Origin of the sequence: Altericista sp. CCNU0014 (assembly GCF_044923475.1) — a bacterium.
GTDB lineage: Bacteria > Cyanobacteriota > Cyanobacteriia > Thermosynechococcales > Thermosynechococcaceae > JAAURS01.
Genome location: NZ_CP137338.1, coordinates 3,171,216 through 3,187,470 on the forward strand (window position 1 = coordinate 3,171,216; position 16,255 = coordinate 3,187,470).

Sequence of the window (16,255 nt, forward strand, 5' to 3'; positions counted from 1 at the left end):
TTAAGTTAAACAGCCTCCGTCGCGAGCCTCAAAGGATTGCGAATGTGCTAAGGTTTTTCCATTATTTTTCTTCCTCACTCCATACGCCTATGTCGTGGTTTGCTCGCTCGAAACGCGCGTCGTTCTCAAAATCGCTCCAGCGGCTTCATGCCGCGCTTCGGCTCGTCGGTCATCGCCTTAAATCGACCCCCTCGATCTTGAGCCTATCCGTCATTGCTATTGCGGTCCTGAGCAGTGTGCTCGTCCATCCCGCCCAAGCTTTGCTCGCAAAAGTATCGCCCACTTCGCCGCAGTTGGGCGATACCATTACCGTCACGATGCAGGCCGATGGGAGTGGCGCTGCCCCTCAAGTCCGGGTGGGAGCCAAAACTTATCCTGCCTTTAGCCTCAATGCCAATCTTTACCGCACCCTCGTGCCTACGACGCCCTTAGATAAGCCAGGGCCGCTTACGGTGCAGGTCAACAATGGGACGGATACGCAAGCATTTAAGCTCAATTTGAAAAAACGTTGGTTTCCCACCCAAAGCATTTGGCTGCGGCCCGGTTCCGACTCTAACTCCGACGAGTACGAGTTCGATCGCATGGATGCGTTCAAGGCAATCGTGACGCCCCAAAAGTACTGGAATGGGCCTTTTCGCAAACCCAATAACGGCCCGGTGACGACCGTTTATGGCGTGCGGCGCTACTATAACGGCGTTTTTGCAAAGGATTACTTCCATCGTGGTGTCGATTATGCGGGGGCCTACGGCTCTGCGATCGTGGCTCCCGCTGACGGACGGGTCGCGTTGGTCGGTCGAGAGGCAAAGCGATTTAAGGTCCACGGCAACTGCGTGGGACTCGATCACGGTCAAGGTGTTTCGAGCGTTTACCTGCACCTCAGCCGCATTGATGTTAAAGAGGGCGATTTTGTAAAGGCGGGTCAGACGATCGGCGCTTTGGGCGGGACGGGAGCCGTGACGGGGCCTCACCTGCACTGGGGGCTATTCGTGTTTGGCAAGTCGGTCGATCCAGGTCCTTGGCGGAACCAGGGGTTTAATTAAGGATTTGATTCAATTTATCCGTCGGTACGGCTACCGCGTACACACATCTTTCATGAAACTCATTCAATCCTGCATTCGCCCCCCTAGCCCCCCAATTCTGGGGGAACTGACCCTAGTTTTTGGACTTCTCCCCCCAGAATTGGGGGGTCGGGGGGGCTAGCGCAAGGTGTTTGAGACTTGTGTGTACACAGATAGGTCAGTACGGGGAGGGTTGACGCCAAAGCCAATGGCTCTATGAGGGGGGTTGAACGATCGAGCCAATGCTAATGCGGCTCTCCGACCGATTTCCGTTTCAAAGGCAGAGGAAAAGACGACATCTGCGGTATGGGTGTTGAGAAAGTCTCTGAGGGCTTGAGGGTATCCGGCGATCGCTGGTTTGATCGCCATCACACCTTTCCACCCGCGCTCGTAACATTGCCTCAGTTGAGCCACTGTCGCAACCGATTCATCCAAAGCCAGAGGGGTTTTATAGGCTCGAGCGAGCTGCATCATAGCTTCAAATCGATCGGGCGGGAGCGGCTGCTCTAGGTATTCGATGGCAATCCGGGAGGTGCGATCGCAGGTTTCCAGCCATTGTTTTGCTTGGGCTAGAGTTAACCCACCATTAGCATCAAGGCGCAGTTTGGCGTTTTCCGGTAAAGCCGATACGAGACGATGGAACAGATCCAGCTCTCGGGGAACATCTAAAACCCCGATCTTCCACTTAAACGTACGATGTCCTTTGGCCCAGGGAGCAGGCCAAGCCGATAGGGCATCCTCTCCAGCAGGCAACAGCACGCCGATCTGCGAGGGTGCGAAATCTGCTTCAGGCCGAGGGGTTGAGAGTGCTTCCCAGGCGCTGCCAAACCCAAACTGACAAGCAGGGAGGCGATCGGGAACGGAAAGGATATCCGATTCCGTCACGAAGGTGGGCAGGCTTTTGCAAAAGGCGATCGCCTCTTCCAATGTCTCGGTACCAAACCAAGGAATGGGGGCAATTTCTCCCCAGCCGACGACGCCATCCTCCCGCTCGAGACCGACGATCGATCCTTCTCGAATTTCCCACAACCCGTGATGGGTCTGAATCGGCTGCTGAAATTTCCACCTATAAGGTTCGATCCGCAGCCGATAGGTCATAGCACCAGAAAACCAAGGCCCAACAGCAGCCCGCTCCAAAAGTGCAGCGCTACGGCAATGAATTTGCAGTTATTCACGCGCTGGGGCCGATCGTGGTTTTGCCCGACAAACTTGCACAGCTTAAATGCAAAGGGGAGACTTCCAAGGGTGAGTAAGGAGCCGACGGGCATCGCCCCCAGAACGACTGAGAGCGCAACTGCACCGTAGGCGCTCCCGCACAGCCATGGCAGCAGCTCCGCACCGCGTTTTGTGCCCAGGCGAACGATGGGCGATCGCTTGCCCGCAGCAATATCATCTTCGACTTGATGAAAGTGGGAGCAAAATAAAATGATGCTGGTGATAATGCCCAGAAAGACGGACGCGCAGAGCACCGAGACCGACCAGCTTTTGGTCTGGCTGTAGTACACGGCTGACAGCGCCAGCGGGCCGTAGGCAAAAAAGCAAAGGAACTCGCCTAAGCCCTTATAGCCCAGCCGGAACGGCGGGCCTTGGTAGAGATAACCCAAAAAGCAGCAGAGCGAGACCAGCCCCAATACGACTAAGTCTTGCTGGAGAAGGGCGATCGCCGCGATACCCACCACGCCCAGCGCCAGCAACCCGTTACCGATCCAAAAGATCAGGGGGCGATTGCCCGTCAGGTTGACGAGGGAATGGTGTTTGTTGCGATCGATGCCCGTGTCGGCATCGTAGACGTCGTTGCTGACGTTACTCCAGGCCACGATGCTAATGGCAGACAGCAAAAACGTGGAAGCAATCCAGCCGTTGATGTGATGCTGGGTGGCTTGGGCGATCGCCGTGCCGACCCAGATGGGGACCACTGCCACGCTATACATGGGTGGTTTGATCGCAGCTAGCCATAGCTTGCGCCGAGATACGGGGATTGCTTCTGTCGTCATGCTGCTCAAACGGATGGTTCTGCACGAGGCTGGGCGTTTTTATTTTATGACGGCACGTTACCGACGATGTCGAGGTTGCAGCAGTTCGTCACAATGCCAATCGCAAAACCCCATCGACGAACCCGCCTCAGTCTTGCTAAAGCGCATCCAAGCCGAACGCAAAGTCTAGAAAAACAGCAAAGTAAAATCACGATCGGCACCAGTCTGAAACCTTAGAGTAATCCATTGTAAAGCCTGAGTACTGCAACAGTTTTAGCTAGATTTTGTTTTTCGTAAGCGGCAAGTAACTCTTCAACACTTAGAGGTGGATTTTTCAAGCTCATTCGCTGTCGCTTAACAGCTTCACAGATTATCGAGGGAGCCAAATCAAGCAAATGATTAATGAACTCATCAGGATGCTGAGCCTCAATTCCATACTGCCCAAGAGTTACAGCCGGAAAATCCGACAAGTTGTAAGTGACGATTACATCAGCCCCCGTGCAAATCGCAGCCGCTAGGACATGGCGATCGTTTTCATCTGGCAAAGTCAGCGATGGAATGAGATCTTGATAGCCAGAAACCAAACAATCGCGTACATTACTGTTCATCAAATCCCTTATTCGGTAAAGGCGCTCTTTTGCGAGATCTGCTCTATTCTTTAGCAGACTTCGAATCCACTCATCATGAATTTCATCAGTCCACTTGGCACGAAATAAGTCTGTTATCGCCAAGTTCATCAAAAAGTCACGCAAAGGGGCTGGATACAAAACACAGGCGTCAAATAATACAATGAAATTGCTTATAGCACTACGGATTTTGCTTAGGACGCACTGCTTAATCAAATCCTTACTGCTCAAAGCGGGCTATTTACAAACGTCTTAACATGCTCTCGTAGGGCTATACCATCAATAGCCCATGTTCAACTCTTGTGCCTCTCGTGCGAGTTCCTCAAGGGTTTTAAGCCTTCGTCGATCTATGTCTTGCTTATATGCCATGAGATCGTCAAAGCGAATTCGACGATGAGTTCCAACCTTACTGCATGGAATCTTGCCACTGTCAATCAAACCAATCAGGAATGGACGTGAGACATTCAAAATATCTGCTGCCTGCTGGGTCGTTAATTCAGCATGGACAGGGATTAAAATGACTGCATTGCCACAAGCCATGTGCGTCAAAATATCAGCTAAAAGATGAAAGGCAGAAATCGGAATAACCACTACCTCTTCTGGCTCGTCATCTGCCTGTACGCGAAGCTGAAAAGCAGAAAGCTGCTTCCCGCGATCGTGCCACAAACTCGCAAGCCTTGAGAGCTGACGGCTTGACTCCCGTGCAAGCTCTGTATCCGCCATGGTCGGCGCAACTGTCCCTCGAAAAGCAACAATTTTGCTAGCCATTTTGCTCTCCCGCACCCGATCTGGAATGAGGTCTCATAAGCGTTATACCGTTGACAACGGTTATCATAACAAGCGTACTCATTAAACGAAATAAACGCAACAAATGCAATGGTCGAGCGCATCCACCCCGAACCCCTCATAACCCCCTACATTTGCAAAAAGACCTTCCCCTCTTAAACTACGAACATGAGCAAACCAACAAGCGGGCAAGAAAGCAATGGCTGAAGCAAGAATCGGCATCATTGGGGGCAGCGGTCTCTACAAAATGGAAGCCCTCAAAGATATTCAAGAAATCCACGTTGAAACCCCCTTCGGTCCTCCCTCCGATGCAGTCATCCTGGGTACCCTAGAAGGCACCCGCGTCGCGTTTCTGGCTCGCCACGGACGGCATCACACCTTAATGCCCACAGAGTTGCCCTTTCGCGCCAACATTTATGCCCTCAAGTCCCTCGGGGTCGAATATATTATTTCGGCTTCGGCGGTCGGTTCCCTTCAGGCAGAAATTAAGCCGCTGGACATGGTCATTCCCGATCAGTTCATCGATCGCACCCGCCATCGCGTCTCGACCTTCTTTGGCGAAGGCATCGTCGGCCACATCAGCTTTGGGGAACCCATTTGTATGGCGATCGCCCAGATTCTAGGCGATGCGATCGAGTCTTTGCGGCTAGAGGGCGTTACCCTGCACCGAGGCGGCACCTACGTTTGCATGGAAGGGCCAGCGTTTTCCACCAAAGCTGAGTCCAACCTCTACCGAAGCTGGGGCGGCACCGTCATTGGCATGACCAACCTCCAGGAAGCCAAACTAGCCCGCGAAGCCGAAATTGCCTACGCGACCCTTGCCCTTGCAACAGATTACGACTGCTGGCACCCCGACCACGACAGCGTCACCGTCGAAATGGTGATCCAAAATCTGCACAAAAATGCTGAAAATGCCCAGCGGGTCATCCAAGAAAGCGTCAAGCGCATCAGCGCGAGCTACCCTCCATCCAAGGCTCACGATGCGCTCAAATATGCCATTATTACGCCTTTAGCCGAAGTCCCAGAGGCGACGAAGGAAAAGTTGGCGCTGCTGTTGCACAAGTATCTTTAGGAAAATTTCCATGCCTTGGTTTGTCAAAATCGAGCGCGGCATTGTCGATAAATCGACCTTCGATCGGTTTGTGCCAGCCCATAAAGCTTTTGTGCGGCAACTCAACCTCCAAGGGCATCAAGCCACTACGGGCTACTGGCGAGAGAGCCGGGGCGGGATGCTGCTGTTTCAGGCCGAGTCTTTGGCTCAGGCCCAGGAAATCGTGGAGCGAGATCCGCTGATTGCCAATGGCTGCGTTGAATACGACCTTCACGAATGGGTGACCGTCTTGCCGCCCAATTTTATATAACGGATGCGAACGATCGCCAACCGCGATCGTTCGCAAACACAACCCAGGCGATCGGACCGGCAAAACGATCGGAAGAGAACAATCCGTATTGATGGTAGATCGTTCTATACAGAGGGCAGACTAGGTATAAAGCTACTGGAACTGCGCTTCGCAGCGACAGGGAATTGCTCCTGCAAAAATAGATTCCAGAAATTTATCGACCTCACCTGCTCTGACCTACTGCTGATTGATATCTTATGAACTCTATCGTTGCTGTCGGCGATCGCACCCTTGCGGCCTCTGAGCTGTTTGGCTTAATGACTCAATACCAACTGCTGCCCACCTTCCTCAAGGAACTTATTCTAGACAACGCGCTCAAGGATATCGTGCTGACACCAGACGAAGAAGCTTCTGCCTTAGATCGGTTTTACGTGCAGCACCAGATCGGCTCTGACGAACAACGACAGTCCTGGCTAAACTACTACCGGATAAACCCCGAGCAGCTTTTAGACCGAGCACAGCGAGAGTTTAAGCTAGCAAAGTTCAAAGACACTTCCTGGGGAGCCTTTATTGAAGTGGACTTTTTGAAACACAAACCCAAGCTAGATCAGTTTATTTATTCGTTAATTCGCACCCGCAATGTCGAGCAAGCGCAGGAGCTGTATTTTCGTCTGAAAGAAGGGGAACAAACCTTTGCAGACATCGCTTCTCAGTATTCTGAGGGACCTGAAGCCCAAACGGGCGGTCAAGTGGGGCCTGTTGCTGCAGCAACACTGCATCCGTCTTTAGTACAGATGCTTGCCAGCAGCAAACCGGGTCAAATTTGGCCGCCGCAGCGTTTTGGTGAGTGGTCCGTTATCGTGCGCCTTGAAACGTGCATGAGCGCTCAGCTGAACGAAGCCGTCCGCCAACAGCTTTTGGAACGCCGCTATCAGGAGTGGTTAGATCTGCAACTTCAAAGCATGGCAACTTAAAGAGACCTTAAACATTGCCCGGACAACCATTTCAGCTGTTATACTCTCCGACAATCCATAAATCTTCACGGCCAAAGTATCATTTACTTAGGATCCATCGATCGATTGAGGGCCATTTTCAGTCCATTCGTTTCCGTTCAGACTGAGTTCAAGTTCCGCTTACCTAGGATTCCAGTATGATTCGCATCGTCATTGCGGACGATCAAGCATCAATTCGCCTTGGTCTTGAAGCTCAATTTAAGTCTTGCCCAGATATTGAGGTAGTTGGAACAGCCCAGGATGGCCTGCAAGCCATCGACCAGGTTGAGAAACTGCGACCGGATGTGTTGCTTTTAGACCTCATCATGCCTGTCTTAGATGGGTTGGGCGCTGCTGAAGAAATTAACGCGCGCTTTCCCGAAACCAAAATATTAGTACTAACGTCTAAAAACTCCTTATTGCCCGCATTGCAGGTCGGCGTCCACGGCTATCTGCTGAAGGGAACCCTGCAGGAAGATATCGAAAATGCTATCCGTTCGATATGCAAGGGGCATTTTCAAATCGGGCCGGGGATTACCGTAGAACCTTTAAAGTCCGACTTAATCGATCCCCCGCCTGCCGAAGAACCATCCGCCATAGGCACCATCGTCGTAGCGCCTGCAGATAAAGAGAGCGCCCCGGCTGCTCCGGGCAGCAATGCCCTCGTCTTGGCGCCGGGCGGTCGCCTTGCTAAATCGGGGCCGACTGCTCTCGCACAATTCGACCGGCCCGTACTCCTGCAGCAGTCTCCCCTGTGGTCGCGGGTCATCATTTGGGGACTGGTCGGCAGCACCGCTGCGATCGTGGCCTGGGCCAGCTTCTTCAAATTTGAAGAAGCCATCCCCGCTACCGGTCAGCTCGAACCCGCAGGAGCGGTTAAAGAAGTTCAAGCTCCCGTCACTGGTGTCGTTAAAGCCATTCTTGTTAAGGAAGGGCAGCGCGTCAAAAAAGGTGATGTTCTGCTGCGTCTAGACCCTAAAGGGACCCAATCGGAACTGGCTGCCCTAGAACAAGTGCGGCGATCGCTGCTCGAAGAAAACGCTTTTTATCGCCAACAGACCGCTGATGAAACGGGTCGGATCGGCCTCACCCCCAGCGCCCCAGTTCCGTCGCGCATGATCGCCCTCGCCCAGAACCGTCAAGCCCTGCTCGAAGAAAATCAGCTGTATCGCTCCCAAGTGCGCGGCAGCAGTCGAGGCACTTCCCTATCCCCGGAGCAGCAGTTGCGGCTCCAGTCAAACTTGCGGGAAGAAACCACCCGCGCCAGCGCTGCTCGCCTCGAGACCGAGCAACTGCAAAAGCAACTCGCCCAAACGAAGATCCAGCAGGAAAGCGCTCGTAAAACCCTAGCCGTCAATGAAGAACTGCTCCAGACTATTTTGCCCGTTGTTGCTTCAGGCGGATTGGCCAAAATAGAGCAGATCAAGCAAGAAGAAGCTTTACAAAAATCTAAAGCCGAAGTCGAACGACTGGAGCAAGAAGAAAAGCGGCTCGCCTTAACCATTGCTCAAGCGAACGAAAAACTAGACAATACCGTATCCGTTTCGCGCAAGGACGTGCTCGGGACGCTGTCGATGAATGAAAAGCAGATCGCACAAATTGACAGTCAATTTGCAAAAACCATTGTCGAGAACGAAAAACAAATCGCCGAAATCGACAATAAGCTCAACCAAGCCAAATTGACTTTAAATTATCAAGCGATTCAATCGCCCACGGATGGAATTGTCTTCGATCTCAAACCCAAAGCACCGGGGTTTGTAACCAACCCGAGCGAACCAGTCTTGAAAATCGTTCCCTCCGACAATCTGGTCGCAAAAGTTTATATCACGAACCGGGATATTGGATTTGTGCGTCCGGGAATGCCCGTAGACGTGAGAGTCGATTCTTTCCCGTTTAGCGAGTTTGGCGATATCAAAGGAACCTTAGTCTCGATCGGTTCCGATGCGCTCCCGCCGACGCAAGTGCGAAACTTTTACAGTTTTCCAGCGAAGGTAAAGCTGAATTCTCAGAATCTTAAGGTGCAGAAGCGAAAGCTATCGTTGCAGTCCGGGATGTCGTTGAGCGTGAATATTAAAACGCGCGAGCGAACGGTGATGAGTATCTTTACAGATTTGTTCACTGGAGAAATGGAAGGACTGAAACACCTCCGTTAGTCGAGAATGCAGCATTCAAGGAATGAGGGTATGCATCAATTTTTGCGTGCATCTTGACAACCCTACGGTTCGCTAGGCTATAAAGGTAAAGCGAATCGTTGCTTCAGCGGTGGGGAAGCGCGAGGGGTCTGTTTTCTTCGTTTTTATCTGAATATTTCCGTTAAATCTCGGGACGTTTTTATGATATGGCTCAGGCCGAGTTTGGGAATAATACCTTCAGAACGCGATGCGTTTTCGAGTAATTGCCATACAAGCGCTTAACATGAAGCGCTCGAGTTATTAGTTACTGAATTGGGGGATTGATGGATTGGCTCCTAGCCAGTCTAATTCGGTAACGGAAGCTTCATGTTATGAGATAGCTCTACCAACCGTTTTGGTAGGGATATTCCTTGCGTGCTAACTACTTTCGACCGACTTGCTTTCAAATTGCTCGTCATGACAACCTGTCATGGCTGAGTCGATCGCGAGTCATTTTCCATAACCTATAATTCCTACCCAGAAACTATGAATCGGTCTCTAGAAATCCAGGAACTAGCCCTCGTTATTGCCGTTAAGCGTCAAGACCAATGCCACTGAAATAAGGAGACAAAAAAATCTGCAAGGCATGATTTAGAAGCATCATAGCCTTACAGACCAAAATAATACCTCCTTATCTTATGCTGAATCGTGCCGAAATTCTCAAGCAGCAGTTCAATCAGAGTATTGGATTACCTTGGTTGAAGATATTGCCAGCGTCGCGGATTGAAGAAATTTTAGTAGAAGAAAATATTCAGTATCGAAACTGTGTGTATACGCCGATTGTGACGCTATGGGCACTCCTGTCTCAAGTTTTAGACCCGGATAAAAGCCTCAGCAATGCCGTCAAACGGATTACGGCTTGGGTGGGAGCGGCAGGCGGAGACAGCCCCTCCCCTGATACTGGAGCCTATAGTAAAGCCCGTCAACGATTGAGCGAAAGCGTCTTGCAGCGTCTGATTCCCGATACGGCGGAGTCGTTAGAACAAACGATTCCCTCGACCGAACAATGGTGTGGACTTCGGGTGCGGGTCTATGACGGTACCACAGTGCTGATGAGCGATACGCCTGCCAACCAAGCCGATTATCCTCAACACAGTAACCAAAAGCCAGGGTGTGGATTTCCCATCGCCAAGCTTGTGGTGGTCTTCTCCTTAATGACAGGTGCGGTTGTGTCGGCTTGCGTGAGCTGTTTTAAGACCAGTGAGCTGGAATTGAGTCGTCTGCTGTATGCGGACTTAGTGCCTGGGGATGTAGGGCTCGGCGACCGAGCTTATGGAACTTTTACAGATCTGGCCTTAGTCCAAGCCCAGGGCGCTGATGGGGTGTTTCGTAAGCATCATGCCCGTCATAGCGATTTTCGTCGAGGTCAGAAGCTGGGTATTGGAGACCATGCTGTTCGATGGCATAAACCTTCCAAACCTCCTCAACACATGAGTGAGGAAGACTTTAGCCAGTTGCCAAAGTTTTTAGATGTTCGCGAGGTGTCTATCCTAATCCGTCGTCCAGGTTTTCGAGACCTACGAATCATTATTGTCACGACTTTACTCGATGCCAAACGCTATAGTGCCAAGCAGTTAGGTCAACTCTACGGTCTGAGATGGCAGGCGGCTGAGGTTAATTTACGACATCTCAAAACCACCTTGGGTATGGAGATGCTCAGCGCCAAAACCCCGCAAATGGTGCGCAAAGACCTCTGGGCACATCTATTGGCCTACAATCTCTTGCGAACCGTCATGCTCCAGACAGCGCAATCCTCAGAACAAGCCCTATCTCGACTGTCGTTGCAGGGAACTCGACAGCAGTTCCTACAAACAATAGGGTTGTTGGCAATTACAACGCAAAAGATACAGCAAAATTTGTATCGAGTTCTAATGGAGGTTGTAGCAAAGGACTTGCTGCCTTTGAGAGTTTTTCGGTCTGAACCCAGAGTGCTAAAACGTAGGCCAAAGCCATTTGCGCGAATGAATAAACCTCGTGCTGTTCTCAAAGCTGCTCTAGTAAATTGATTTAGCTTATTTCAGTGGCATTGAGCGTCAAGACCCTTCTCTTCTCACTCCTGATTTTCTCCGCTATAGCGGAATCGTACCGCAGGCATGGGAAGTCTCCCGCGAACCCGTGCGCGCCCAGCAGGTGGCTCAAGTGAGCTATCAAAACGGGGTTTCTCTCGTCGCTTATCCAGACCGTACTGTATTGGTCGAGTCCTTGAGCGACAAGACGTACGAAAACGTCGAAATCCCTACTGTTGCTCGGCGCTACGGCGAGGTCCTTCGCAATATGGACTATCAAGCGGTTGGGGTTAATTTCCGAGGCTATGTTGCTTTCTCGGAAGAAGGTGCCCACGACTACATGTGCCAGACCTTACTCTCTCCTGGCGCTTGGCAGCAGGTCGGCACTCAACCGATGCGGGCTGGGTTGAATCTGGTCTATACCTTCGAGCGCAATCAACTGAATTTGAGCGTACAAGAAGCGATGCTCCAGTTGCCGGAGCAAGAGCGCTTACCCGTCGTACTCTTCACTGCGAACTTTGAGACACAACTTCAGGCTGCAACTGAGGCCGAGCGTTTGGTGCAGGTACAGCAGGCCCTTGAAGGATGGCGTACCGATCTAGCTACTTATCAAGAGGTTGTGGATCAATTTTTGAATGCTGAAACGGCAAACTTGATTCCCATGCCTGCAATGCCTGTCTGAGAGATGACTTTAAAGCTCTCGCAAACATTGCCCTCTCCCCCCTAACCTCCCAATTTTGGGAGAAAAGACCCTAATTCTTGGTTGTCTCCCCCCATTTTTGGCAGGGATGAGTGAGACTTCTTAAACTGCCTCTAAAGGCTAACTCTATCTATGGACAACGGTTATGGGGTGCATCTTGCTGATGCATCCCACAGCTTGTGGTGTCAAAGGTCGCGCAAAATTGCGCGATAAACTCAAGAGCTTTTTATTACATTCACTAGCAGCAATCCTATGGAACGTCTGGACCCAGCGCAGCCGATTCTCAACAATTCCGGTGCCCTTGATGCCGGAGCGAATCAGCAAAACGCTTTTGTCGATCCGTCTCAGATCGGGAGTTCTAGCCCCCCTCAACCGGGACAAGAAAGTCTGCCGATTGTAGGGCCAGATTTGGTTCCTATAGATGCGGCTAGTGTTTTACCTATTTTTCCGCTCCTAAAGGATGGGGGCGAATTTTTATCTCAAGATTCTTTGGGCAGTAATACGCCTGAGGGGATAGATCCGCTCACAGGCAGTCCACTGACGACCGATACCGACGTTTCTGTTCTGTTAGCATCTTTAATTGCGACGGAGACGGTGTTGGCGGAAGCGAAAATGCAGGCTGCAACGCTCCTGTCTCAGTGGCTGGACAGCCCTGTGCTATTGGACAATCTGCATGAGGCGTTTGGGGAAAGCTGGAACCCCAACGATGCGGAAGCTTTAGTGAAAGACTTGGCGAGCGGTAATGGTTGGCCGGAATTTGTGGTCCTTGAGGGCAACGTACTAGACGCCAATGGTGCCTTTAGCCAGGAGACGAATACGATTTATGTGTCTAATGATTTTCTGAATCGAAATGCAGGCAACCCGAGTGCGGTTACTTCGGTTCTTTTGGAAGAAGTTGGCCACTATATCGATTCAAAGCTGAACGCGACGGATTCTCCTGGGGATGAGGGACAGCTTTTTGCGGCGCTGGTGCTAGGGAAAACCCTGGACGATCGATCGCTTTTGGCGATTCAAGCTGAAGACGATCACCGGATATTGATTCTGAATGATCAGAATTTAGAAATAGAAGAATCTTCGATTACTGGCGGAAGTGGAAACGACACTCTGATTGGTACCGCTGGCAATGACCAGCTTTCTGGTGGAGATGGCGACGATACAATTAACGCGGGGTTAGGCATCGACAATGTTGATGGTGGAGCAGGCAATGACTTGCTGATTGTCGATTATTCTAGCAACACCTATGTAGGACCAGGTCTCAATGCAGGTGTCAGCAGCTCAGTATCCAGCAATGGGACAGGAGGTTCCAACGGTTCTTACTTTGCCTATAGAGCAAGTGACTATGGTAACTACGACCAAGTCAACTTTTCCAATATCGAACGCTTTGAGATTACTGGTACGGTTGCTAACGACACTCTCACCACTGGAGCGGGTAACGACATCATCATCGGTGGAGCAGGCAACGATACCGTTAATGCTCAAGGTGGAAACGATCGCCTAATTGGTGTCAATCAAAAAGCTATTACACCTGGGTTAGGAGAAATCGACACTCTCAATGGCGGTACAGGTAGTGACATCTATGTTATTGGTAATTCTGTCACAACCTTTTATGATGATGGCAATACTACGACTGCTGGGGTAAATGATTACGTTCGAATTGTTGGATTTAACTCCAGCGAAGACTTGATTCAACTAACAGGGCCAAAAAGTAACTACATCTTAGGTACATCTCCCGTTGCAGGAGTTACTGGCACTGCCGTCTTCATCAATAAACCAGATGGTGAACCCGATGAACTAATTGCCATTATTGAAGGCGTCACTGGTTTAAATCTTGCTTCCAACGTCTTCATTGAAGCCCAAAACGAATCCGGTTTATTCTCCTTCAGCCAACCAACCTTCAGCACGCTAGAAAGTAGCAACGCTACGGTTACGATCGCACGAGAACTCGGAAGCTTAGGCGCAGCGAGCGTGACGTTGGATCTGACAGATGGGACAGCCACTGCCCCCAATGATTACAGTAATAATTCCATTACGGTGAACTTTGCAGATGGAGAAACCAGCAAAGTTGTTACGATTCCGATTATTAACGACACCGCCTACGAGTTAAATGAAACCGTCAACCTGACGCTGATCAATCCCACAGGTGGTGCCGCCTTGGGTGCCCAAAAAGCCGCTACCCTAACCATCGTTGATAACGATGCCCAACCAGGCACCGTTGAATTCGGCACCACTACCTATAGCGTCAACGAAAACGGCACACCCATCACGGCTGTCACACTTGTCCGTACTGGCGGAAGCGATGGAGTTGTGAGTGTCACCCTCACCCCCTCGAATAGTACAGCTAACACACCTTCTGACTTCAGCAGTAGCCCTATCACGGTTAACTTTGCCAATGGCGAAACCACGAAAACGGTTAACATTCCCATTGTTAACGACAGTCTCTTTGAAGGCAACGAGACAATCAACTTGGCCCTGAGCAATCCCACGGGCGGGACGGCTCTGGGTACACAGACAGCAGCGACATTAACAATTGTCGATAACGATGCTCAACCGACGATCACGATCGCCCCCGCAATACTAAGCCAGAATGAGGGAGATGGCGGCACCACAGCCTTAGTCTTCGCTGTTAGTCTCAGTAATCCCAGCACTCAAACCATCACTGTCAACTTTGCAACTAGCAATGGAACTGCAACATCAGGAGTAGACTATGTTGCTAGCAGCGGCACCCTCACCTTCAACCCTGGGGAAACCAATCAGACCATCACCGTGCTGGTGAATGGAGACATGATATTTGAGCCGAATGAAAGCTTTAGCATTAATCTCACAAGCCCAACAAATGCCACTCTAGGAACGACCATTAGTGGCAATGCAACTATTGTCAATGATGATATTGCACCGCTACAACCAGGAACCCTCGCCTTTAGTGCTGTCACTTATAGCGTCAATGAAAACGGTATACCTATACCTACCATCACCATTGTTCGTGAGGGTGGAAGCGATGGAGCTGTCAGCGTTACCCTCGCGCCATCTGACGGAACAGCGAATGCGCCGTCAGACTTTATCAATAACCTCATTACAGTTAATTTTGCGAATGGCGAAACCAATAAAACGGTGACGATTCCGATCGCAGATGACTCCCTATCTGAGTCAGCAGAGACCATTAATCTGGCACTGATTAATCCAACTGGAGGCGCAACAATTGGTGCTCAGAGTAGCGCCACATTAACGATTCTCGATAACGATACCCTTCCTGACTTGGCAATCTCTGGCGCTGCGCCAGCAACCATGAGTTTAGGCGAGACTGCCAGCGTGTCTTGGAACGTTACGAACCAAGGGACATTAGCATTGAATGGAACTCCACCCAAAGATGCGGTTTACCTCTCCAACGACACCACCTTAGATAACTCTGATATTCTTCTAGCTCAGGCATCTGGACCCAATGCTTTGCCCATAGGAGACAGCTATAGTCAGGCGGCAAATATTACCCTAAATGATGCCACCCAGGGCGATCGCTATTTGTTATTTGCTACAGATGTCGATGGCCATGTTCTAGAAAGTAACGAGAATAATAACGTATTTGCTCATCCCATTACTCTACAAGCACCAGATTTAAGCGTTTCTAACGTCTCCCTTGCCGACGCGACACTCAAGCAACCTGGACAAAAGACCACAGTTAACTGGACCGTAAGCAACTCAGGAACCTCAGAGGCTAAAGGTACTTGGATTGACCGAGTTTATCTATCAGCTAATGGAACGGTTAATAGTGCCATATTACTAGCCAGCGTCACACGCAATACCCCGCTTGCTGTAGGAGAAGTTTATACGGCCTCTACTCAAATTACACTGCCCGTCGTTTCCGATGGCAACTACCGCATCATTGTAGTTGCAGATGCAAACAACAGTCTCCTAGAGGGAACAGGCGAAAGTAATAATCAGCAGGTTTCTACTGATACGATATCCATCGGTCATCCCGATCTAGTTGCCGCAATTACCTCCCCTGCCAGTGTCGCCACCTCTGGAACAACCCTTCCCTTTAATTGGCGCGTGACGAACCAAGGCTCCGCTGAAACCCTAACTGCTTGGACCGATCGCATTTACCTCTCCAACAACGCTACCTTCGACGCCAACGATTTACTACTAGGCCAAGTCAACGCGCCGAACCTCCTCGCCCCAGGCGCAAGCTACGATGCCCGAGCCGATCTGAATATTCCCCTGGATGCGAGTGGAAATCGCTACCTCCTCCTCGTAACCGATGCAGGCAACACCGTCCCAGAACAAGGTGACGAGAATAACAATACCGTTGCCAGCGCGATCGCCATTACCCTAGCTCCCTACGCCGATCTCGCCCCAACATCCGTCACCATTCCAGCGCTGGTGATTGGCGATCCGGCCACCGTCTTAGTGGGTTGGACTGTCACCAATCAAGGGACTGGCGTTGGCATTATAGCACTACGGATTTTGCTTAGGACGCACTGCTTAATCAAATCCTTACTGCTCAAAGCGGGCTATTTACAAACGTCTTAACATGCTCTCGTAGGGCTATACAACCGCTTGGAGCGATCGGATTATTGCTTCGAAGGATAGTGTCGTCGGCAATGGCGATGAC

General features: G+C 50.8%; 13 protein-coding genes. 9 read left to right on the forward strand and 4 right to left on the reverse strand.

Annotation, left to right across the window (positions count from 1 at the left end):
• The first annotated feature begins 89 nt into the window (after nucleotides 1-89).
• Complete coding sequence (locus R6H26_RS15335) at nucleotides 90-1,040, forward strand: M23 family metallopeptidase (protein WP_404783491.1); 951 nt, start codon at nucleotides 90-92, stop codon at nucleotides 1,038-1,040.
• A 156-nt stretch (nucleotides 1,041-1,196) separates the two neighbouring features.
• Here R6H26_RS15335 and R6H26_RS15340 read toward each other — a convergent pair whose 3' ends face one another.
• Nucleotides 1,197-2,156: an o-succinylbenzoate synthase gene (locus tag R6H26_RS15340; protein ID WP_404783492.1), complete on the reverse strand. Its 960-nt coding sequence runs from the start codon at nucleotides 2,154-2,156 to the stop codon at nucleotides 1,197-1,199.
• Nucleotides 2,153-3,052 (reverse strand): 2-carboxy-1,4-naphthoquinone phytyltransferase, encoded by a 900-nt coding sequence (gene menA, locus R6H26_RS15345; RefSeq protein ID WP_404783493.1) that lies wholly within the window; start codon nucleotides 3,050-3,052, stop codon nucleotides 2,153-2,155. The genes R6H26_RS15340 and menA overlap by 4 nt, the downstream gene beginning before the upstream one ends.
• On the opposite strand from menA, the gene R6H26_RS15350 reads away from it, so the two are divergent.
• Nucleotides 2,988-3,221, forward strand: a complete 234-nt coding sequence (locus R6H26_RS15350; protein ID WP_404791474.1) for a hypothetical protein — start codon at nucleotides 2,988-2,990, stop codon at nucleotides 3,219-3,221. The genes menA and R6H26_RS15350 overlap by 65 nt on opposite strands.
• 43 nt (nucleotides 3,222-3,264) lie before the next feature.
• Here R6H26_RS15350 and R6H26_RS15355 read toward each other — a convergent pair whose 3' ends face one another.
• Both R6H26_RS15355 and R6H26_RS15360 read right to left on the reverse strand, forming a co-directional pair.
• Nucleotides 3,265-3,888, reverse strand: coding sequence for a PIN domain-containing protein (locus R6H26_RS15355; RefSeq protein WP_404783494.1), 624 nt, complete (start codon nucleotides 3,886-3,888; stop codon nucleotides 3,265-3,267).
• Nucleotides 3,889-3,936: 48 nt separating this feature from the next.
• Nucleotides 3,937-4,425, reverse strand: a complete 489-nt coding sequence (locus tag R6H26_RS15360; protein ID WP_404783496.1) for a helix-turn-helix domain-containing protein — start codon at nucleotides 4,423-4,425, stop codon at nucleotides 3,937-3,939.
• 217 nt (nucleotides 4,426-4,642) lie between these two features.
• Between R6H26_RS15360 and R6H26_RS15365 the strand changes: the two genes are divergently transcribed.
• The 7 genes from R6H26_RS15365 to R6H26_RS15395 all read left to right on the forward strand — a co-directional run bounded on the left by R6H26_RS15365 (nucleotide 4,643) and on the right by R6H26_RS15395 (nucleotide 16,173).
• Nucleotides 4,643-5,515: an S-methyl-5'-thioadenosine phosphorylase gene (locus tag R6H26_RS15365; RefSeq protein WP_404783498.1), complete on the forward strand. Its 873-nt coding sequence runs from the start codon at nucleotides 4,643-4,645 to the stop codon at nucleotides 5,513-5,515.
• 10 nt (nucleotides 5,516-5,525) lie between these two features.
• Nucleotides 5,526-5,804 carry a YciI family protein gene (locus R6H26_RS15370; RefSeq protein ID WP_404783500.1) on the forward strand — a complete coding sequence of 93 codons (279 nt, stop codon included), beginning with the start codon at nucleotides 5,526-5,528 and terminating at the stop codon, nucleotides 5,802-5,804.
• A 236-nt stretch (nucleotides 5,805-6,040) separates the two neighbouring features.
• On the forward strand, nucleotides 6,041-6,757 hold the full coding sequence (locus R6H26_RS15375; protein WP_404783502.1) for a peptidylprolyl isomerase: 717 nt from the start codon (nucleotides 6,041-6,043) through the stop codon (nucleotides 6,755-6,757).
• A gap of 176 nt (nucleotides 6,758-6,933) precedes the next feature.
• On the forward strand, nucleotides 6,934-8,928 hold the full coding sequence (locus R6H26_RS15380; protein ID WP_404783504.1) for an HlyD family efflux transporter periplasmic adaptor subunit: 1,995 nt from the start codon (nucleotides 6,934-6,936) through the stop codon (nucleotides 8,926-8,928).
• Between the two features lie 656 nt (nucleotides 8,929-9,584).
• Nucleotides 9,585-10,952, forward strand: a complete 1,368-nt coding sequence (locus tag R6H26_RS15385; RefSeq protein ID WP_404783463.1) for an IS4 family transposase — start codon at nucleotides 9,585-9,587, stop codon at nucleotides 10,950-10,952.
• Nucleotides 10,953-11,061: 109 nt separating this feature from the next.
• Nucleotides 11,062-11,634 (forward strand): hypothetical protein, encoded by a 573-nt coding sequence (locus R6H26_RS15390; protein WP_404783506.1) that lies wholly within the window; start codon nucleotides 11,062-11,064, stop codon nucleotides 11,632-11,634.
• 270 nt (nucleotides 11,635-11,904) lie between these two features.
• The gene (locus R6H26_RS15395; protein WP_404783507.1) at nucleotides 11,905-16,173 is read left to right on the forward strand and encodes a Calx-beta domain-containing protein; all 4,269 of its coding nucleotides are present in this window, start codon (nucleotides 11,905-11,907) and stop codon (nucleotides 16,171-16,173) included.
• The last annotated feature ends 82 nt before the right edge of the window (nucleotides 16,174-16,255 follow it).

What these genes read in the sequence shown, in the direction of transcription:
- R6H26_RS15335 (WP_404783491.1), top strand. Translation starts at nt 90, where the DNA reads ATGTCGTGGTTTGCTCGCTCGAAACGCGCGTCGTTCTCAAAATCGCTC.
- R6H26_RS15340 (WP_404783492.1), bottom strand. Translation starts at nt 2,156, where the DNA reads ATGACCTATCGGCTGCGGATCGAACCTTATAGGTGGAAATTTCAGCAG.
- R6H26_RS15350 (WP_404791474.1), top strand. Translation starts at nt 2,988, where the DNA reads ATGGGTGGTTTGATCGCAGCTAGCCATAGCTTGCGCCGAGATACGGGG.
- menA (WP_404783493.1), bottom strand. Translation starts at nt 3,052, where the DNA reads ATGACGACAGAAGCAATCCCCGTATCTCGGCGCAAGCTATGGCTAGCT.
- R6H26_RS15360 (WP_404783496.1), bottom strand. Translation starts at nt 4,425, where the DNA reads ATGGCTAGCAAAATTGTTGCTTTTCGAGGGACAGTTGCGCCGACCATG.
- R6H26_RS15365 (WP_404783498.1), top strand. Translation starts at nt 4,643, where the DNA reads ATGGCTGAAGCAAGAATCGGCATCATTGGGGGCAGCGGTCTCTACAAA.
- R6H26_RS15370 (WP_404783500.1), top strand. Translation starts at nt 5,526, where the DNA reads ATGCCTTGGTTTGTCAAAATCGAGCGCGGCATTGTCGATAAATCGACC.
- R6H26_RS15375 (WP_404783502.1), top strand. Translation starts at nt 6,041, where the DNA reads ATGAACTCTATCGTTGCTGTCGGCGATCGCACCCTTGCGGCCTCTGAG.
- R6H26_RS15380 (WP_404783504.1), top strand. Translation starts at nt 6,934, where the DNA reads ATGATTCGCATCGTCATTGCGGACGATCAAGCATCAATTCGCCTTGGT.
- R6H26_RS15385 (WP_404783463.1), top strand. Translation starts at nt 9,585, where the DNA reads ATGCTGAATCGTGCCGAAATTCTCAAGCAGCAGTTCAATCAGAGTATT.
- R6H26_RS15395 (WP_404783507.1), top strand. Translation starts at nt 11,905, where the DNA reads ATGGAACGTCTGGACCCAGCGCAGCCGATTCTCAACAATTCCGGTGCC.